This window comes from Sedimentitalea sediminis, from assembly GCF_042687825.1.
Classification (GTDB): Bacteria; Pseudomonadota; Alphaproteobacteria; order Rhodobacterales; family Rhodobacteraceae; genus Sedimentitalea.
The window spans coordinates 1-19,486 of the sequence record NZ_JBHUQE010000003.1; the positions used below are offsets into that span (position 1 = coordinate 1).

The following is a 19,486-nucleotide window of genomic DNA, read 5'->3' on the forward strand; positions in this document are numbered from 1 at the left end:
TAGACAAACTCATACCCATGATCGACTGAGCTGCGGATTTCCTGCGAATCTGGACAAGGGCGCCCCATCGGGCGCCCTTTTTCGTGACCTGAACCGCGCCGGGGCAGACTGTTGTGGCGTGAAACGGCCGGCGCATCCAGCGGGCCAACCGCCCGGGGACTAAAAGGGGATTTTTGAACGAAATCGCGATGTTGCCGCTGAGAATGCGCCGATGCGAGCGTGGTCGTATACCATTGTATTCCGCTAACATCATGAAATAAAAAGAAAAATTGCAAAGTGGCGGATTTTTCCTATAGTGGCGCAAATCAGCCGGAGCCGAGCATGCCACCGATAGAAGACCACCCCTTGCGTTACAGACTGGCGAACGAGCTGCATGCGCGGCCCTTTCCCAAGATGAACACCACAAGCAATGTCGCGTTTCTTGCGGTCAAACAACCGAACGAGGCGGTCAGCCGCGACCGGGCACAGGATCTGGCGCATCTGACGGATCTGCTGGATCGTCACGGCGCACCGCACCCGCAGCCCGGCGCGACGCATTATTCCGGCCGCATCGGCCGGCATGTCCTGAAATGGGAGCAGCACACCGAATTCGTCACCTATACCGCCTATTCCGACGGGCTCAGCGCGCGGCCCTTTGATCCGGCGGATTTCCTGGTCTTTCCCGAAGATTGGCTTGCCGCCGCGCCGGGGCAACGGATCACCTCGGCGATGTTGCGGGTTGAACCCCGGCCGGACGACGACAGCATAAACGGCGTCCTGGCCAACTGGTTCGTGCCCGAAAGCCTGGCCGTGGCCGAAGTGCTGGACGGTGCCGCCGTGGTCGCCAGCGATTTTCGGATCGACCCGGCCGGGCATTTGCGGATCGCGGTCTTTGCGGGCGCCCAGACGGGCCAGCGCCGGATCGGGCGCGTGGTCCAGCGATTGTGCGAGATCGAAACCTATAAATCCGTGTCTATGCTGGGCTTTTCGCGCGCGCGCGACATGTCTGACCGGATTGCCGAACTGGACAACCGGCTGACCCGGCTGATGATGGAAATGACCGGTGACACCTTGCCGCCCGAGGTGATCCTGCCCGATCTGCTGTCGATTTCGGCCGAGCTGGAAACGCTGTTGGCGCGTTCGTCCTTTCGGTTCGGCGCCACCGGTGCCTATGAGGCAATCGTCAACCAGCGCATCGATGTGCTGCGCGAGGCGCGGTTTCAGGGACGCCAGACCTTTGCCGAGTTTATGATGCGGCGCTATGAGCCGGCGATGCGTACAGTCAAATCCACCCAGGAGCGCCTGCAGGCCCTGGCGGATCGCGCGATCCGCGCCGGGGATCTGTTGCGCACCCGGGTCGATGTCGAACGCAGCGCGCAGAACCAGGAATTGTTGGCCAGCATGGATCGCCGGGCCGATCTGCAACTGCGGCTGCAACACACGGTCGAGGGGCTGTCGGTGGTCGCGATCAGCTACTATGCTGTGTCCCTGGCCGGCTATCTGCTGTATCCGCTGACCGCGGCGGGCATCAGCAAGGGCATGTTGACGGCGCTGGTCACCCTGCCGGTGGTGGGGCTGGTCTGGTGGATGATCCGGCGCATCCGCAGCCGCATCGGCTGAGGCGGCGGCCGCGGCTGTGCTGGCGCGCCAGTGCAAAGTCGATATAGTCATCAGCGCGCGCGGGGCGGCGCCGTCTGTCGTTGCCCTGTGCCCCGGCCTAAGGAGACACCGATGCCCGTCAAGAACCGATTTGCCGAATTGCACGATGAAATCACCGCCTGGCGCCGGGATATTCATGCCCATCCCGAGCTTTTGTTTGACACCCACCGGACCGCGGCGCTGGTGGCGGACAGGCTGCGCGACTTTGGCTGTGACGAGGTCACCACCGGCATTGGGCGCACTGGTGTCGTCGGGGTGATCCGGGGCAGATCGGACAGCCAGGGCCGGGTGATCGGTCTGCGCGCCGATATGGATGCGCTGCCGATCCACGAGGCGACCGGGCTGGACTATGCCTCGCAGACCCAGGGGGCGATGCATGCCTGCGGCCATGACGGCCACACAGCGATGCTGCTGGGCGCCAGCAAATACCTAGCCGAGACCCGCAATTTCGACGGCACCGTGGTGGTCATCTTTCAGCCGGCCGAAGAGGGCGGCGGCGGCGGCAAGGAAATGTGCGACGATGGCCTGATGCAGCGCTGGGGCATTCAGGAAGTCTATGGCATGCATAACTGGCCGGGGCAGCCGGTGGGCAGCTTTGCGATCCGGCCGGGGGCGTTCTTTGCCGCCACCGACCAGTTCGAGATCACCTTCGAGGGGCGCGGCGGCCACGCGGCGAAACCGCACGATACCATCGACAGCACGGTGATGGCGGCACAGGCGGTGCTGGCGCTGCAGACCATCGCCAGCCGCAATGCCGATCCGGTCGATCAGGTCGTGGTATCGGTGACTTCGTTTGAAACCTCGACCAAGGCGTTCAACGTGATCCCGCAACAGGTGCATCTCAAGGGTACGGTGCGCACCCTCAGCAGCGCCTTGCGCGATCTGGCGGAAAAGCGGGTCACCGAGATTTGCAACGGCATGGCCGCCACCTTTGGCGGCACGGCGCGGATCAATTACATGCGCGGCTATCCGGTGATGGTGAATCACCCCGAACAGACCGATTTCGCCGCTGATGTGGCGCGCCGCGTGTCCGGGGCCTGCAACGATGCGCCGCTGATCATGGGCGGTGAGGATTTCGCCTATATGCTCGAGGAACGCCCCGGCGCCTATATTCTGGTCGGCAATGGCGATACCGCCATGGTGCATCACCCGGAATATAATTTCAACGACGAGGCGATCCCGCACGGGTGCAGCTGGTGGGCCGAGATCGTCGAACAGCGGATGCCGGCAACCTAGGCCGCCGCGCCGCGCCACAGACCGTCGTAGACCGCCTCGATGCCCGCGGCCTCGGCGGCGGCGCTGAAATCATCCACGGCGATCTGGCGTGCCGCCGCCGCCAGGGCGGCATGGCGCGCGGGGTTCAGCAGCGCCAGTGCGGCCTCGGCGGCCTGTTGCGGCGCCTCTTGCGGCACGATCGCGCCGCACCGCCCGTCCGAGGCAAAGCGGCGGTAATAGCCGGCGTCGCTGCCGACAAAGGGTACGCCGCTGGCCATGGCTTCCAATGGGACCATGCCATAGCCCTCGTAGCGCGGCAGTTGCATCACCAGCGACAGGCCTCGCATCAGTTCTGCCAGTTCGGCCGCCGGAATCTCGCCGGGGAACAGGATGCGGTCGCTCAGCCCCGCGGCGGCGATGCGATCCTGCAACCCGCGCAGGAAACCCTGGTGCTCGCGGGCGGCGCGCCCCAGCACCAGCGCCACCGCGCCGGGCATCTGCGGTAGGGCGTGCAGCATCGCCTGCACGAACAGATCGGTGCCCTTTTCCGGGCGGATGCGGCCCACCGTGGCAATGCCCATCGTGCCGCCATGGCCCAGAGCCGCCCAGGCCGCCGCGCGATCCGGTGCCGGGGTGAACAGATCGCTGTCCACGCCATGCGGCACCACGGCGCGGACATGCGGGACATATCCGGCAGCCTTGTCTGTTGTCGCGATCACCGCGTCCATGCGGCTGATCAGCCAACGCGGCCAGGCCGAATGCCGCCGCTGCGCCGCCGAAGTAAAGACGATGCGCAACGGCAGGCGCAGGACGTCACGCGCCCAGATCGCGGCGCGCATCTCCGGGTTGCGGCGCACGTGCCAGATGGCAAAGGGGCGGTCGGGCGCGGGCGTCGTCTGGCGCGTCAGTTGCCGGGCCTGCGCCACCGAGATCGGTGCCGGACAGCCGGGCAGGGGATGTCCCACCAGCCGCAGATCGTGATGCCGGGCTTGCTGGCGGATCACATTGGCGGCGGTCGCCGAGACGCCGGTAAAGCGCGGATTCAGGTTCGTGACGAAAAGGTCAGGCATCGACCGACAGCCCCAGACCGGCGCAAAGCCGGTCGATGATCCTGTCCAGCAGGCTCTGTTGCTGCGCGACCATGTCGGCAGCTGCGGCCCGGGCTGCGGCCAGCGAGTCGGGCTCGGCCATCCAATGTGTCAGCGCCTGTGCCAGTGCCGGAGCATCGCTGACCTCGATGGCGCCGCCCGAGGCGATCAGCGGGCCGTAGGTCTCCGAGAAATTGGTCACATGCGGTCCGGTCAGCACGGCTGCGCCGGCCTGCGCCACCTCGTAAGGGTTGTGCCCGCCGATCGGCAACAGCGAGCCACCCAGAAACACCAGGGGCGTCAGCGCATACCAGGTTCCGGTCTCGCCCAGCGTGTCGGCCATGTAGACCTGAGTGCGGGCTGTGACCGGTTCACCGCTGGTGCGCCGCGCCATGGTCAGCCCTGCCGCCTGTATCAGGTCGGTCACCGCATCGCCCCGTTCCGGGTGCCGGGGCACCAGCACCAGGCACAGGTCGGGATGCGTTTTTAACAAGTGCCGATGCGCCTGCAGAACCACCTCTTCCTCGCCGGGGTGGGTCGAACTGGCGACCCAGACCGGACGACCGTCCAACTGGACGCGCAGCGTGGACAAGGTGTCATGGTCCACCGGCAGGGGGGCGGCGGTCGATTTCAGGTTGCTCCCGACCTCGACCCGGCCCGGATCGGCGCCCATGGCCAGCAGGTAGTCAGCGCTCTGGCGGTTCTGGGTCAGCATGAGGGCAAAGCGGTCCAGCACGAAGCGCGCGGTGGCCGGCGCCTTTTGCCATCCCTGTACAGATTTTTCCGACAGCCGCGCGTTCAGCAGCGCCAGCGGCACGCCGCGATCATGTCCCTGCGCCAGGATCAGCGGCCACAGCTCGCTCTCCACAAATATCCCGGCATCGGGGTGCCAGTGATCGAGAAACCGCGCCACCGGGCCCGGCGCGTCCAATGGGGCGAACTGGTGCCGGGTGCGGGGCGGCATCCGGCGCGCGATCAGGGCGGCCGACGTGGCGGTGCCGCTGGTGATCAGGAACTCGGTATCGGGCAGGCGTTCGCCCATGCGGGTGATCAGGGTCAGAACCGACAGGCTTTCGCCGACGCTGGCGGCGTGAAACCAGATCAGCCGGCCCGCCGGGCGGCTGGCGCTGGCATTGCCCAGCCGTTCGTGCAGCCGGCGGGGCGGCACGTCGTGACGGCGCAACTTGCGCGACACGATGGCATAGGCCAGCGGCGACATCAGGGCCGAAAACAGCCGATAGGCGTGAAACAGCCCTGTCGGGGCAGCGGCGGATTCGCGGGCCATCAGCCGCCCGTATGGCTCATGTGACGCGACATCTGGCCGTCCGCCTGCTGGCGGGAATAGTCGAAATCATGGCCTTTGGGTTTGTGCGAGATCGCCGCCCGGATCGCCGCCTGCAACGGCGCCTCGGTCTGCGGGTGGTCCCGCAGCGGCGCGCGCAGATCCGCGTTGTCCTCTTGCCCGAGGCACATGAACAGTTCGCCGGTGCAGGTCAGGCGCACCCGGTTGCAGCTTTCGCAGAAATTGTGTGACAGCGGGGTAATAAAGCCGATCTTCTGCCCGGTTTCTTCCAGCCGCACATAGCGCGCCGGCCCGCCGCTGCGTTCCGCCAGATCGGTCACGGTATAATGCGCCTCGTATTCGCGGCGCACGTCCTTGAGCGACCAGAACTGACCGATGCGGTTCTCGTTGCCGATATCGCCCATCGGCATGACCTCGATCCAGGTCAGGTCCATGTCGCGCGCCGCGCACCATTCGGTGATCGCCGGCAACTCGTCCTCGTTGAACCCTTTCAGCGCCACCGCGTTGATCTTGACGCGCATGCCCGCGGCCTGTGCCGCGTCGATGCCGCGCAGAACCTGCGGCAGGCGGCCCCAGCGGGTGATGTCGGCAAATTTTCCCTGATCCAGCGTGTCCAGCGAGACATTGACCCGCCGCACTCCTGCCGCCCAGAGATCGCCGGCAAAACGTTCCAGCTGGCTTCCGTTCGTGGTCAGTGTCAGTTCGCGCAGGGCACCGCTGTCCAGATGCCGGCTCATGGCGTTGAAAAAGGTCATGATTCCCTTGCGCACCAGCGGCTCGCCACCGGTGATCCGCAGCTTTTCCACCCCCATGCCGACAAAGGTCGAGCACATGCGGTCCAGTTCCTCGAGAGTCAGCAGCTCTTTCTTGGGCAGAAAGGTCATGTTTTCCGACATGCAATAGACGCAGCGGAAATCGCACCGGTCGGTGACAGAGACACGCAGATAGGTGATGGCGCGGGCAAAAGGGTCAATCAGGGGCACGGTCATGTCATATAGCTAAAGCGCCACCCTGCGGGCGGCAAGGGCGATGTGATGACGCGCCTGCTCAGGCCGCGGGATCGGGGCCCGGATCGCCAAGGTATTTTGCCGCTTCGCGCCGGGCAAAGGGCTTCATCGCATCGCCATGAAGCGCCAGAAAGGCCCGCACGCGCGGCGCGTCATGCTTGGACAGGTCGCGCAGCCACCAGGCGATGGCCTTTTGAATGAACCAGTCGCGATCCGGCACATAGCTGGCGGCCCAATCCAGAATGCGGTCGCGGCGGACCAGATCCTCGGGTTTCGGATGATTCTGTTTGGTCCATGGCAGAGTGATGACCAGCGCGGCGCGGCGGGTCCACATGTGATCCGAGCGCGTCCATGTCTGGACCTGATCCAGCCGGTCGGGGTTGGCGATCAGGCGTTTCTGCCCGGCCATGCAGGCATGATCGGCCAGCGCCCAGCTGTCGAAAGCCGGCACCCAGCTCTGGATCAGCGCCCAGACCGCGTCATCGGGCCGGATCCGTGCCTGGGTCAGCAGCTTGGCGGCGGCCAGCCGCGCCTCGAAGATATCGGTGCGCCACAAGCCGTCCGCCACGTGTACCCGTTGTGCCGCGTCCAGATCGCGCCGCCACGCCTTTGTCAGATCGTTTATGACCGGGTTGGCCACGCCCAGATAGACGCGGTCCGCCTTGTGATAGGCCGCCATGCCACCGGCTCGTTCCGGGTCGGCATGTGCGCGGATCTGATCGAGATAGAAGTCGATCATGAACCGGCCGGGACCCGGTCGCGTCGGGGTAGGGATGCCACTTGCAGGGTCCGGTTCGCCATGGCTATTCCACGGTCACCGATTTCGCCAGGTTGCGGGGCTGGTCCACGTCGGTGCCCTTGGCGACGGCGGTGTGGTAGGCCAGCAGCTGCGCCGGAACGGCATAAAGGATCGGTGTCAGCGCATCGTGGACCCGCGGCATGCGGATAGTGTCCCAGACCCCGTCGCTGGCCGCGTCGATGCCGTCCTGATCCGAGATCAGCAGCACCTTGCCCTTTCGGGCCATCACCTCTTGCATATTCGACACGGTCTTGTCGAACAACGCGTCCCGAGGCGCCAGGACGACCACCGGCATATGCTGGTCGATCAGCGCGATGGGGCCATGCTTTAGTTCGCCAGAAGCATAAGCTTCGGCGTGTATATAGCTGATTTCCTTTAGCTTTAACGCGCCTTCCAGCGCCAGGGGATACATCGCGCCGCGCCCCAGGAACAGCACGTCCCGGGCCTCGCTCAGGCGTTGGGCCGCGGCGCGGATGGTGTCGTCCTGGTCCAGCGCCAGGTTCAGCATGGCCGGGATACCGCGCAGGGCGGCGACATGATCCGCCAGCGCTTCGGGGCTGATCGTGCCCCGGTCGGTTGCGGCCTTGAGCGCCAGCATCAGCAGCACCGACAGCTGGCAGGTGAACGCCTTGGTCGAGGCAACGCCGATTTCGACACCCGCATGGATCGGCAGGGCCAGGTCGCTTTCCCGCGCGATCGAGCTTTCCGGCACGTTCACCACCGACACGATCTTGTCCGCCTTGCCGGCGCAATAGCGCAGGGCGGCCAGGGTGTCGGCGGTCTCGCCCGACTGGCTGACGAACAGGGCCACCGTGCCGTCGGTCACCGGCGGCTCGCGATAGCGGAACTCGCTGGCGACATCGACCTCGACCGGCAGGCGGGCCAGTTGTTCGAACCAGTATTTCGCGGTCAGGCAGGCATAATAGGCGGTGCCGCAGGCGACCATGGTCAGGCGCTGGACCTTGCTGAAATCCAGGCTGTCATCGGGCAGGCGGATGGTTGTCTCGCCGCTGGGCAGATAGCGGCGGATGGCCTCGGCGATCACCTCGGGCTGCTCGGCGATCTCCTTGGACATGAAATGCTTGTGCCCGGCCTTGTCGACCCGGGCGCTGTCCCGCCGGATCCGCTTGACCGGGCGCGCGACCTGTTGCCCCTGCGCGTCATGGATGGTGACGCTGTTGCGGGTCACGGCGGCGCGGTCGCCCTCTTCCAGATAGGTGATGCGGTCCGTCAGGGGGGCCAGTGCGATCGCGTCGCTGCCGACATACATCTCGCCATCGCCATGCCCCAGCGCCAGGGGCGAGCCCTTGCGGGCGGCGACGATCAAGTCCTCGTGCCCGTCAAACAGAAAGGCCAGGGCAAAGGCGCCCTGCAGCCGGTCCAGCGTGCGGTACGCGGCGCGGACCGGGTCGGGGTCCTCGCGCAGGTACAGTTCGGTCAACAGCGCCACGGTTTCGGTGTCGGTATCGGTGGTGAAATGCACGCCCTGTTCGGCCAGTTCGGCGCGCAGTTCGCGGTAGTTCTCGATGATGCCGTTATGCACCACCGCGACGCCGCCGACCCGGTGCGGGTGGGCGTTGTTGACGCTGGGCGCGCCGTGCGTGGCCCAGCGGGTATGGCCGATACCGGATTTGCCGGCCAGCGGCTCATGCACCAGAAGGTCGCTGAGATTGACCAGCTTGCCGACCGCCCGGCGCCGGTCCAATGCCCCATTGTTGACCGTGGCGATACCGGCACTGTCATAGCCGCGATATTCCAGACGCTTCAGCGCCTCGACCAGGATCGGCGCCACTTCGTGGCTGCCCAGAACTCCTACGATGCCGCACATCAGTTGGTTTCCCTTTCGCGTCTGGCCTTTTTCGCCCGCAGCATATCGAACAATTTGCGCGCCCGCCCGGGTTTGTTCTGTTGTTCGGTGCGGGACATGGCCAAAGCGTCGTCTGCGACGTCGCGGGTGATCACCGACCCCGAGGCCGTCATCGCGCCGGCCCCGACATTGACCGGCGCCACCAGCATGGTGTTCGAGCCGATGAACGCGCGCGCGCCAATCCGGGTGTGGTGTTTCATCACCCCATCGTAATTGCAGGTGATCGTGCCCGCGCCGATATTGGCACCGGCGCCGATGGTGGCGTTGCCGATATAGGACAGGTGGTTGACCTTTGCGCCCTCGTCAATGCGGGCGTTTTTCAGCTCGACGAAATTGCCGACCTTGGTGTTTTCCGCCAGTTCGGCGCCGGGGCGCAGACGGGCATAGGGGCCGACGATGGCGCCGCGGCTGATATGGCACCCCTCAAGATAGCAGAAGGCGCGGATCAACGCGCCGGTTTCCACCGTGACGCCGGGGCCAAAGACCACATTGGGTTCGATCACCGTATCGCGGCCAATGACCGTGTCCTGCGCCAGATAGACGCTGTCCGGGGCCATCAGGGTGACTCCCTTGTCCAGCAGCCCGGCCCGGGCGCGGGCCTGGAACAGACCGTCCGCCACCGCCAGTTCGGCGCGCGAGTTCACGCCCAGTGTTTCGGCCTCGTCGCAGGTGACCGCGGTCGCGGACAGGCCGCGGGCGCGGGCCAGCGCCACGACATCGGTCAGATAATATTCGCCCGAAGCGTTGTCATTGCCGACCGTGGCGATCAGGTCAAACAGCATCGCGGCATCGCAGGCCAAAAGCCCGCTGTTGCACAGATCTATGGCGCGCTCGGCCGGGCCGGCATCCTTGAATTCGACGATGCGGGTCAGGTCCGAACCATCCATCACCAGCCGGCCATAGCGGGCCGGGTCGGCAGCCTGAAATCCCAGCACCACCAGATCGTGGTCGGCCCGGGCCGCGATCATCCTTTCCAGCGTGTCCGGCTGCACAAAGGGCGTATCGCCATAGAGAACCACGACATCGCCGGAAAACCCGGCCAGCGCGTCGCGCGCCTGATCGACCGCGTGGGCGGTGCCCAACTGCTCGGTCTGCAGCACCACCTGGGCATTGTCATCCTCGGCCCGCACGGCGCGGGTCACGGCCTCGGCGCCGTGACCGGCCACGACCACGACTCGGGCCGGGTCCAGCGCCGCCCCGGCGCGCATGGCATGCACCAGCATCGGCACCTGGGCGATGGGGTGCAGCACCTTTGGCAGATCCGATTCCATCCGCGTGCCTTTGCCGGCGGCCAGGATGACCAGTGCAATACTCATATGTTTTCTCTTTGTGTTTTGTCGGCGTCCGTTTTATCCGCTGGGGGCGGCACTGCAAGCGTTGCGGCGATCAAACAAGGTTGCGGGCTGCAATACGGGCGGGCGGAATACCGCCGGAGGACAGAATGCGCACGGTGATTTTCGATCTGGACGGCACGCTGGCGGACACGTCGGGCGACCTGATTGCGGCGGCAAATGCCTGTTTCCGCCAGATGGGGCTGGGCGACGTTCTGATCCCTGGACGGGATGCCGCCATCGCGCTGCGCGGCGGCAAGATGATGCTGAGCCAGGGGTTGCGGCGGCACGATCGCTATGACGCGGATGTGGTCGAGGCCTATTATCCGATGCTGCTGGAGGCCTATGCCGGCGCCATCGATACGCATACGGTGCTGTATCCCGGCGCCATGGATGCGGTGCGCGCCCTGCAGGATCGGGGTTATGGCACCGGCATCTGCACCAACAAGCCCGCCGCGCTGGCCGACCTGCTGTTGCATCGGCTTGGTGTGCGCGCTGATTTCGCGTCGATGGTGGGGGCGGACACGCTGCCGGTGCGCAAACCCGATCCGGAACCCCTGCGCGAGGCGGCGCGGCGCGCCGGCGGCGACCCGGCGCAATGTGTCCTGATCGGCGACAGCGACACCGACCGGCAGACGGCGCGGGCGGCGGGCGTGCCCTCGGTGCTGGTCACCTTTGGGCCGTCGGGTGCGGACATGGCGGCGCTGCAGCCCGAGGCGCTGCTGCATGATTTTAGCGATCTGCCGGCGGTTGTCGCCGATCTGATCGGCTGAAGCGGCGACCGCGAGGCGCTTTCCGCCCGAGGCGGTGATCGCCGGTCTTGACCGGGACTGACAAGCACCGCACTAATGGCGCATGAGCGAACGGTTCACGGGCAGCTTCACGCAGCAGGAACCGATCCCCGAAGCGGGGATCGCCGCGGCGCTGCGGGTTCTGCAGAACGGCCGTTTGCACCGCTACAATCTGGCTGGCGGCGAAGCCGGGGAAACCGCGCTGCTGGAGCAGGAATTCGCGGTCCAGACAGGCGCAAAATTCTGCCTTGCGGTGGCTTCGGGCGGCTATGCCATGGCGACGGCATTGCGGGCCATCGGGGTCCGGCCGGGCGATGCGGTTCTGACCAATGCGTTTACTCTGGCGCCGGTGCCGGGGTCCATCGCCTCGGTCGGCGCCCGACCGGTTTTTGTCGGGGTCACCGAGGGGCTGACCATCGATCTGGACGATCTTGCGGCAAAGGCGGATCAGGCCGGTGTTCTGCTGCTCAGCCACATGCGCGGGCATATTTGCGACATGGACCGGCTGATGGAGATCTGCAACGGCGCCGGGATCAAGGTGATCGAGGATTGCGCCCACACCATGGGCGCGTCCTGGCGCGGGGTGCCATCGGGCCGGCACGGCGTCTTTGGGGCGTATTCCTGCCAGACCTACAAGCATGTGAATTCCGGCGAGGGCGGGTTGCTGGTCACGGATGACGAAATCCTGGCCGCCCGCTCGGTGATGCTGTCGGGCAGCTACATGCTGTATGAACGGCACCTTGCAGCGCCGGGCCCCGAGGTGTTCGAAAGGGTCAAATACGTGACCCCCAACATATCCGGCCGGATGGACAATCTGCGCGCGGCGATCCTGCGGCCGCAGCTGGCCGATCTGGCGACGCAGGTCGGGCGCTGGAACCAGCGCTATCGGCTGCTCGAAGAGGGGTTGCGCGGTACGCCGGGCCTGACCTTGATCGAACGGCCCGAGTCCGAGGCCTTTGTCGGTTCGTCGATCCAGTTCCTGCTGCTGGACTGGTCGGCCGAGGCCGTGCAGCAGGTGATGCAACGCTGTGCCGCGCGCGGGGTCGAACTGAAATGGTTCGGCGGCGCGGAACCGGTCGGGTTCACGTCGCGTTACGACAGCTGGCGCTATGTCGATGCGCCGCGGATGCCCGTCAGCGACCGGGTTCTGGCGGCGATCGTCGATATGCGGGTGCCCTTGACCTTTTCGCCGGCGGATTGCGCGTTGATTGCCCGAATCATCCGCGCCGAAGTCGGCGCCGTGTTTCAGAACACGTGATCCGGGCGCATGAACCGGCCAGACCCATCCGCGGCAAACAATCCGAATTTTTCGTTAACCGGCGGGGCCTTCGGGTCCTGTTAACAAGATAATTGACCGGTTCGAATTTCACTGCTATTCATTTATTGAACAGTCGTTCATTAAATCGGAGGAATGCCCGCTATGTTCAATGCAACCATGCAGTACGACCTGGGAGAAGACGTGAATGCGCTGCGCGAAATGGTGCATCGCTGGGCCCAGGAGCGGGTCAAACCAATGGCGGCCGAGGTCGACCGGACCAACGAGTTTCCCGCCGATCTGTGGACGGAAATGGGCGAGCTGGGTCTGTTGGGGATTACCGTGCCGGAAGAATTCGGCGGTGCCGGTATGTCCTATCTGGCGCATGTGATCGCGGTCGAGGAAATCGCCCGCGCCAGCGCCAGCATCAGCCTGTCCTATGGCGCGCATTCCAACCTGTGCGTGAACCAGATCAAGCTGAACGGCAGCGACGAACAGAAACGCAAATACCTGCCCGGGCTGATCTCCGGCGAAAATGTCGGCGCTCTGGCCATGTCCGAGGCGGGTGCGGGTTCGGATGTCGTGTCGATGAAGCTGCGGGCGGAAAAGCGCAACGACCGCTATGTGCTGAACGGCAACAAATACTGGATCACCAACGGTCCGGACGCCGACACGCTGGTGGTCTATGCCAAGACCGACCCCGAGGCCGGCAGCCGCGGAATCACCGCCTTCCTGATCGAGAAATCGTTCAAGGGATTCTCGACCAGCCCGCATTTCGACAAGCTGGGCATGCGCGGATCGAACACCGCCGAGCTGATCTTTGAAGATTGCGAAGTGCCGATGGACAACGTGCTTGGCGAAGAAGGGCGCGGCGTCAAGGTTCTGATGTCGGGGCTGGATTACGAGCGGGTGGTTCTGGCCGGGATCGGCACCGGCATCATGGCCGCCTGCCTCGACGAAATCATGCCTTACATGGCCGAGCGCAAGCAGTTCGGCAGGCCGATCGGCTCGTTCCAGCTGATGCAGGGCAAGATGGCCGACATGTATACCGCGATGAATTCGGCGCGCGCCTATGTCTACGAGGTGGCCAAGGCTTGCGATCGGGGCGACGTGACCCGTCAGGACGCCGCGGCCTGCTGTCTCTATGCCAGCGAACAGGCGATGGTGCAGGCGCATCAGGCGGTGCAGGCCATGGGCGGCGCCGGCTATCTCAGCGACAACCCGGTAGGCCGGATTTTCCGCGATGCCAAGCTGATGGAAATCGGCGCCGGCACCAGCGAAATCCGCCGGATGCTGGTCGGTCGCGAGATGATGGGAGCGATGGGGTGACCCTGTTGCCGATGGATCAGCCGGAGCGTCTGACCGCAGCGGGCGACCTCGTCGCCGCGCCGTGGCCACAACGGCGCCCGGCGGTTTCTGTCGGCACCCGGTTCCGTCCGGCGGTTGGCCTGGCCCGTCTGGCAGGTGCGCTGTGATCCGTCTGGCGGCGCTGATCATCGGGCTGGCCGCGCCGGTCGCCGCGCAGGATCTGCGCTATGCCGACACCGCGACGCTGACCTGCCTGTCGGCGGTGCCGCCGGCGCAGCAAGTGGACTGTATCGGACGATCGGCCAACCAATGCATGACGGCGACCACGGATGGCGGCACCACTGTCGGAATGGGGTATTGCCTGGAGCAGGAACTGGTCTTTTGGGACAACCGCCTGAACGCGCATTACGGTGACATCCGGGCACGGGCGCGGGCGGTGGACGATGAAATGGCGCAGATCGGGGCCACCGTGCCGCAGATCGCTCCGGCCCTGCGCGACATGCAGCGGGCCTGGATCGCCTATCGCGATGCCACTTGCAATTTCGAGCGCGCGCAATGGGGCGGCGGTACCGGCGGCGGCCCGGCGACCTATTCCTGCCTGATGCGCATGACTGGTACTCAGGCGCTGTATCTGTCCAGCGCCTGGTTGGGGGAGTGAGGACATGGCCGCACCCGCACTCCTGCCAACCGAAACACCCGACGGGTTCGACTGGCACCTGCCGGATCGGCTGAACATGGCCGCGCAATGCCTGTCGGGCCCGCCGGACCGGGTCGCGATCGTTGATCTGACCGGTGGCGTGCGCCGTGACATCGCCGTGGCGCGGTTGTCGCGCATGGTGGACGGGCTGGCGCACCGGCTTGTGCAAGGCCAGGTCGCGCGCGGAGATCGTGTTGGTGTGCTGCTCAGCCAGTCACCCTGGTGTGCTGCCGCGCATCTGGCAATCTGGAAAATAGGCGCCATATCAGTGCCCTTGTTCAAGTTGTTCAAGCGAGATGCCCTGCAGGCACGGATATCGGATTCCGGATTGCAACTGGTTCTGACCGATGGCGAGGGGGCCGACTCGCTGGGCGATCTGGCGGTGCCGCTGCTGGCCGATATGGTCGACGAGGACGGCCCGGAGATCGCCTTTGCCGAGACCAGGCCCGACGACCCGGCGGTATTGATCTATACCAGCGGCACGACCGGCGCCGCCAAGGGCGCGCTGCATGCTCACCGCGTGCTGACCGGGCATCTGCCCGGTGTGGCGCTCAGCCATGACCATCTGGGCCAGCCCGGCGACTGTCTGTGGACCCCCGCCGACTGGGCCTGGATCGGCGGCCTGTTCGATGTGGTGATGAGCGGGCTGGCGCTGGGGGTGCCCGTGGTATCGGCGCGGCAGGACAAGTTCCGGCCCGACAGCTGTGCCGACATCCTGGCGCGCGGCGATGTGCGCAACGTGTTCTTTCCGCCGACGGCGCTCAGGATGCTCAAGGCGGCGGGGACCGAATTGCCCAGCCTGCGTTCGGTTGCCACGGGCGGCGAGCCGCTGGGCGCCAAGATGCTGGACTGGGGACGCAGCGCCTTTGGCCTGTCGATCAACGAATTCTACGGTCAGACCGAATGCAACATGGTTGTGTCCGCCTGCGGAGCCGATTTTCCGGCCCGCCCGGGCTGTATCGGCAAACCCGTGCCGGGACATGTGGTGGCGGTTCTGGACGATGACGGCCGGCCCACCGAGGATGAGGGCGAAGTGGCGGTGCGGCGCGGCTCGGCCAGCATGATGCTGGAATACTGGCGGCGTCCGGACGAGACGGTCGCCAAGTTTCGTGGCGACTGGATGATGACCGGCGATCGCGGCATCTGGCAGGATGGTTTTCTGCGCTTTGTCGGTCGCGAGGACGACGTGATCACGTCGTCGGGATACCGTATCGGTCCGGCCGAGGTCGAGGATTGTCTGCTGACCCATCCGGCGGTGGCGACGGTCGGTGTCGTGGGCAAGCCGGACCCGCTCAGGACCCAGATCGTCAAGGCCTATGTGGTGTTGAAACCGGGGGCCAGCGCGGCCGCCGATTCGCTTCAGAGTTTTGTCAAGGAGCGGCTCGCAACCCATTCTTATCCAAGAGAAATAACATTTCTAGAAACTTTGCCTACAACCGTGACTGGCAAGGTGATCCGCAAGGAACTCAAGCGCCGCGCGGCGGCGGAACAGGAGGCTGACCAGTGAAACTGACATCAAGCGCGCTCCCGTCCTCGGACGGATTCAAACAGAACCGTGCAGCGCATCTGGAAGCGCTGGAAACCATCCGTGCCGCAGCGCATGCGGCGCGCATGGGCGGCGGCGAGAAATCCCGCGCACGTCACGAGGAACGCGGCAAGATGCTGCCGCGCCGCCGGGTGGCCAACCTGCTGGATTCCGGCAGCCCGTTTCTGGAAATCGGCGCCACCGCGGCGCATGGCATGTATGACGACGCTGCCCCCGGCGCCGGGGTCATTGCCGGCATCGGCCGGGTGCATGGCCAGGAGGTGATGGTGGTCTGCAACGATGCCACCGTCAAGGGCGGCACCTATTACCCGATGACCGTCAAGAAACACCTGCGCGCCCAGGAGATCGCCGAGGAATGCAACCTGCCCTGCATCTATCTGGTGGATAGCGGCGGCGCCAATCTGCCCAACCAGGACGAGGTGTTTCCGGATCGCGACCATTTCGGCCGGATCTTCTACAACCAGGCGCGGATGAGCGCCAAGGGCATCCCGCAGATCGCGGTGGTGATGGGTTCGTGCACCGCCGGCGGCGCCTATGTGCCGGCAATGTCCGACGTCACCATCATCGTGCGCGAACAGGGCACCATCTTTCTGGCCGGCCCGCCGCTGGTCAAGGCCGCCACCGGCGAGGTGGTCACGGCCGAGGATCTGGGCGGCGGCGACGTGCATACCCGCCTCTCGGGCGTGGCCGACTATCTGGCCGAGGACGATGCCCATGCGCTGGCGCTGGCGCGGCGCGCGGTGGCGCAGCTGAACCGTGGCAAACCGGACACGGTGCAATGGCAAAGCCCGGAAGAGCCGGCCTATGATCCGGACGAACTGCTGGGCGTGGTGCCCGGCGACCTGCGCACCCCTTACGACATCCGCGAGGTGATCGCGCGCCTGGTCGACGGCAGCCGGTTTGACGAGTTCAAGCCGCGGTTCGGCGAAACCCTGGTCACCGGCTTTGCCCATCTCAAGGGCTGCCCGGTCGGCATCGTCGCCAATAACGGCGTGCTGTTCTCCGAGGCGGCGCAGAAGGGCGCGCATTTTGTCGAACTGTGCAGCCAGCGCAAGATCCCGCTGCTGTTTTTGCAGAACATCACCGGCTTCATGGTCGGGCGCAAATACGAAAACGAAGGCATCGCGCGCCACGGCGCCAAGATGGTGACGGCGGTGGCCAGCACCAATGTGCCCAAGATCACCATGCTGGTCGGTGGCTCGTTCGGGGCCGGCAATTACGGCATGGCCGGGCGCGCCTACCAGCCGCGTTTCCTGTGGACCTGGCCGAACTCGCGCATCTCGGTGATGGGCGGCGAACAGGCCGCCGGGGTTCTGGCGACGGTCAAGCGCGACGCCATCGAACGCGGCGGCGATGTCTGGTCGGCCGAAGAGGAGGCCGAGTTCAAGCGCCCCACCATCGAGATGTTCGAGGAACAGTCGCACCCGCTCTATGCCAGCGCCCGGCTCTGGGACGATGGCGTGATCGACCCGCGCAAATCCCGCGACGTGCTGGCCCTGTCGCTCAGCGCCGCCCTGAACGCGCCCATCGACGACACCCGGTTCGGCGTGTTCCGGATGTGAGCCACCCCCTCTTCCTCTTGCCGGAAATATCCCCGGGGGTCCGGGGGCAGGCAGCCCCCGGTTCCGCCGGTTCAAGAAAGGAATACACAGATGTTTGACACGATCCTGATAGCCAACCGGGGCGAGATCGCCTGCCGGGTGATGGAAACCGCACAGGCCATGGGGGTCCGTTGCGTGGCGGTCTATTCCGACGCCGATGCCGGCGCGAAACACGTGCAGATGGCCGACCTGGCCGTGCATATCGGCGGACCCGCCCCGGCCGACAGCTACCTGCGCGGCGACGTGATCATCGAGGCGGCGCTGGACACCGGCGCCCAGGCGATCCATCCGGGTTACGGCTTTCTCTCCGAGAACCCGGATTTCGTCGATCTGGTCGAGGCCGCCGGTCTGACCTTTATCGGTCCCTCGGGCGACGCGATCCGCAAGATGGGCCTGAAAGACGCCGCCAAGAAACTGATGGAAGAGGCCGGCGTACCGGTCGTGCCCGGCTATCACGGCGAAAATCAGGATGACGAGCACCTGTCCGGGGCCGCCGATACCATCGGCTATCCGGTGCTGATCAAGGCGGTGGCCGGCGGCGGCGGCAAGGGCATGCGCCTGGTCGAGAAACCCGCGGATTTCGCCGCCGCCCTGGCCAGCGCCCGCAGCGAGGCCAAGACCGCCTTTGGCAACGACGACGTGCTGGTCGAGAAATACATCACCAAGCCGCGCCATATCGAGGTGCAGGTCTTTGGCGACGGGACCCATGCGGTGCATCTGTTCGAACGCGACTGCTCGCTGCAGCGCCGCCACCAGAAAGTCATCGAAGAGGCACCGGCGCCGGGCATGACCGCAGAGACCCGCGCGGCGATGGGGCAGGCCGGCGTGCGGGCCGCCGAGGCCATCGGCTATTCCGGCGCCGGCACCGTCGAATTCATCGTCGACGGCTCGGATGGGCTGCGGCCCGACCGGTTCTGGTTCATGGAAATGAACACCCGCCTGCAGGTCGAGCATCCGGTGACCGAAGCAATCACCGGGGTCGACCTGGTGGAATGGCAGTTACGGGTCGCGTCCGGCGAGCCGCTGCCCTGCACGCAGGACCAGTTGACGATCACCGGCCATTCCTTCGAGGCGCGGCTCTATGCCGAGGACGTACCCAAGGGCTTTTTGCCGGCCACCGGAACGCTGACCCATCTGGTGTTCCCGGCCGGCTGCCGCGCCGACAGCGGCGTGCGCGCCGGCGACACGATTTCCCCCTGGTACGACCCGATGATCTCCAAGGTCACGGTGCACGGGCCGACCCGCGCCGTCGCGTTGGCGCGGCTGGACCGGGCGCTGGAACAGACCCAGGTCGGCGGCACCGTGACCAACCTGGCCTTTCTGGGCGCCCTGGCGCGGCACGCCGAATTTTCCGCCGGCGACGTCGATACCGGGCTGATTGCCCGCGATCTGGACAGCCTGGTGGAGCCCCCGGCACCCGAGCCACGCCACATGGTCGCGGCGGGCATGCGGGCGCTGGATGTTCTGGACGGCGACTGGGACAGCGGGTTCACCCTGTGGGAACCGCTGGTGCACACGGTCAGCCTGGCCTGGCAGGGCGATCCCTGCGATCTGTTGATGCGCGCCGAGGGGCCGGACCGGCAGGTCTGGACCGTCGATGGGCAAGAAGTGGTTGCCGAACGTATCGGCGGGCGCTGGCGGGTCGGCGGCACCGTGATGCCGGATGTGGCGATGGCCCAGGGCGTGGTGACGGTGTTTGACGGCTATGGCCTGGCCTTTGATGTCATCGATCCGCTGGAACGCGCCGCCGGCGCGGTCGGCGACGGCAACCTGATCGAGGCGCCGATGCCGGGGCTGGTCAAGGCGGTCTTTGCCGAGGTCGGCCAGGCCGTCTCCGAGGGCGACCGCCTGGCGGTGCTCGAAGCGATGAAGATGGAACATAGCCTGCTGGCCGCGCGTGACGGGGTGGTGGCCGAGGTGCTGGCCGGCGCCGGATCGCAGGTCGAGGCCGGCGCCGCGCTGGTGCGGCTGGAACCGGAAGAGGCCTGAGCCAAAGATTTCCGATCTGCGCCGCCGGCGCGGGTCGGGATTTGCGACGAT

Annotated in this window: 17 protein-coding genes; 10 read left to right on the forward strand and 7 right to left on the reverse strand. The window is 65.9% G+C overall.

All coding sequences use genetic code 11. From position 1 onward, the window contains the following. Positions 1-275: hypothetical protein (locus tag ACFMPD_RS03180; protein WP_380991735.1), on the reverse strand; the 275-nt coding region annotated here is incomplete at its 3' end. Positions 276-321: 46 nt separating this feature from the next. On the opposite strand from ACFMPD_RS03180, the gene ACFMPD_RS03185 reads away from it, so the two are divergent. Together ACFMPD_RS03185 and ACFMPD_RS03190 are read left to right on the forward strand one after the other, a co-directional pair. Next, positions 322-1,599 carry a DUF3422 family protein gene (locus ACFMPD_RS03185; protein WP_380991737.1) on the forward strand — a complete coding sequence of 426 codons (1,278 nt, stop codon included), beginning with the start codon at positions 322-324 and terminating at the stop codon, positions 1,597-1,599. 111 nt (positions 1,600-1,710) lie between these two features. Further along, complete coding sequence (locus tag ACFMPD_RS03190) at positions 1,711-2,874, forward strand: M20 aminoacylase family protein (RefSeq protein WP_380991739.1); 1,164 nt, start codon at positions 1,711-1,713, stop codon at positions 2,872-2,874. On the opposite strand, the gene ACFMPD_RS03195 is transcribed toward ACFMPD_RS03190, so the two are convergent. The 6 genes from ACFMPD_RS03195 to glmU all read right to left on the reverse strand — a co-directional run bounded on the left by ACFMPD_RS03195 (position 2,871) and on the right by glmU (position 10,233). Beyond that, a complete protein-coding gene (locus ACFMPD_RS03195) occupies positions 2,871-3,923 on the reverse strand; it encodes a glycosyltransferase family 4 protein (RefSeq protein WP_380991741.1) in 1,053 nt (350 codons plus the stop codon). The two genes, ACFMPD_RS03190 and ACFMPD_RS03195, sit on opposite strands and share 4 nt — an antisense overlap. Continuing rightward, a complete protein-coding gene (locus ACFMPD_RS03200) occupies positions 3,916-5,226 on the reverse strand; it encodes a 3-deoxy-D-manno-octulosonic acid transferase (RefSeq protein WP_380991743.1) in 1,311 nt (436 codons plus the stop codon). The genes ACFMPD_RS03195 and ACFMPD_RS03200 overlap by 8 nt, the downstream gene beginning before the upstream one ends. Beyond that, positions 5,226-6,233: a GTP 3',8-cyclase MoaA gene (gene moaA / locus ACFMPD_RS03205; protein WP_380991745.1), complete on the reverse strand. Its 1,008-nt coding sequence runs from the start codon at positions 6,231-6,233 to the stop codon at positions 5,226-5,228. The genes ACFMPD_RS03200 and moaA overlap by 1 nt, the downstream gene beginning before the upstream one ends. Before the next feature lie 58 nt (positions 6,234-6,291). Then, the gene (locus tag ACFMPD_RS03210; protein ID WP_380991747.1) at positions 6,292-6,990 is read right to left on the reverse strand and encodes a DNA alkylation repair protein; all 699 of its coding nucleotides are present in this window, start codon (positions 6,988-6,990) and stop codon (positions 6,292-6,294) included. A 64-nt stretch (positions 6,991-7,054) separates the two neighbouring features. Further along, complete coding sequence (gene glmS, locus ACFMPD_RS03215) at positions 7,055-8,878, reverse strand: glutamine--fructose-6-phosphate transaminase (isomerizing) (RefSeq protein ID WP_380991749.1); 1,824 nt, start codon at positions 8,876-8,878, stop codon at positions 7,055-7,057. Beyond that, positions 8,878-10,233, reverse strand: coding sequence for a bifunctional UDP-N-acetylglucosamine diphosphorylase/glucosamine-1-phosphate N-acetyltransferase GlmU (gene glmU, locus ACFMPD_RS03220; protein WP_380991751.1), 1,356 nt, complete (start codon positions 10,231-10,233; stop codon positions 8,878-8,880). The genes glmS and glmU overlap by 1 nt, the downstream gene beginning before the upstream one ends. A gap of 125 nt (positions 10,234-10,358) precedes the next feature. On the opposite strand from glmU, the gene ACFMPD_RS03225 reads away from it, so the two are divergent. The 8 genes from ACFMPD_RS03225 (at position 10,359) to ACFMPD_RS03260 (ending at position 19,435) form a co-directional block, all read left to right on the forward strand. After that, positions 10,359-11,021, forward strand: coding sequence for an HAD-IA family hydrolase (locus ACFMPD_RS03225; RefSeq protein WP_380991753.1), 663 nt, complete (start codon positions 10,359-10,361; stop codon positions 11,019-11,021). 82 nt (positions 11,022-11,103) lie between these two features. Beyond that, positions 11,104-12,297: a DegT/DnrJ/EryC1/StrS family aminotransferase gene (locus ACFMPD_RS03230; RefSeq protein WP_380991755.1), complete on the forward strand. Its 1,194-nt coding sequence runs from the start codon at positions 11,104-11,106 to the stop codon at positions 12,295-12,297. A gap of 162 nt (positions 12,298-12,459) precedes the next feature. Next, a complete protein-coding gene (locus ACFMPD_RS03235) occupies positions 12,460-13,623 on the forward strand; it encodes an isovaleryl-CoA dehydrogenase (RefSeq protein ID WP_380991757.1) in 1,164 nt (387 codons plus the stop codon). Continuing rightward, positions 13,620-13,769, forward strand: a complete 150-nt coding sequence (locus ACFMPD_RS03240; protein WP_380991759.1) for a hypothetical protein — start codon at positions 13,620-13,622, stop codon at positions 13,767-13,769. The genes ACFMPD_RS03235 and ACFMPD_RS03240 overlap by 4 nt, the downstream gene beginning before the upstream one ends. Further along, on the forward strand, positions 13,766-14,260 hold the full coding sequence (locus ACFMPD_RS03245; protein WP_380991761.1) for a lysozyme inhibitor LprI family protein: 495 nt from the start codon (positions 13,766-13,768) through the stop codon (positions 14,258-14,260). The genes ACFMPD_RS03240 and ACFMPD_RS03245 overlap by 4 nt, the downstream gene beginning before the upstream one ends. A gap of 4 nt (positions 14,261-14,264) precedes the next feature. Beyond that, on the forward strand, positions 14,265-15,806 hold the full coding sequence (locus ACFMPD_RS03250) for an AMP-binding protein (protein WP_380991763.1): 1,542 nt from the start codon (positions 14,265-14,267) through the stop codon (positions 15,804-15,806). Next, a complete protein-coding gene (locus tag ACFMPD_RS03255) occupies positions 15,803-17,407 on the forward strand; it encodes a carboxyl transferase domain-containing protein (protein ID WP_380991765.1) in 1,605 nt (534 codons plus the stop codon). The genes ACFMPD_RS03250 and ACFMPD_RS03255 overlap by 4 nt, the downstream gene beginning before the upstream one ends. A gap of 90 nt (positions 17,408-17,497) precedes the next feature. Next, entirely contained in the window at positions 17,498-19,435 is a 1,938-nt protein-coding gene (locus ACFMPD_RS03260) for an acetyl/propionyl/methylcrotonyl-CoA carboxylase subunit alpha (RefSeq protein WP_380991767.1), read from the forward strand. The last annotated feature ends 51 nt before the right edge of the window (positions 19,436-19,486 follow it).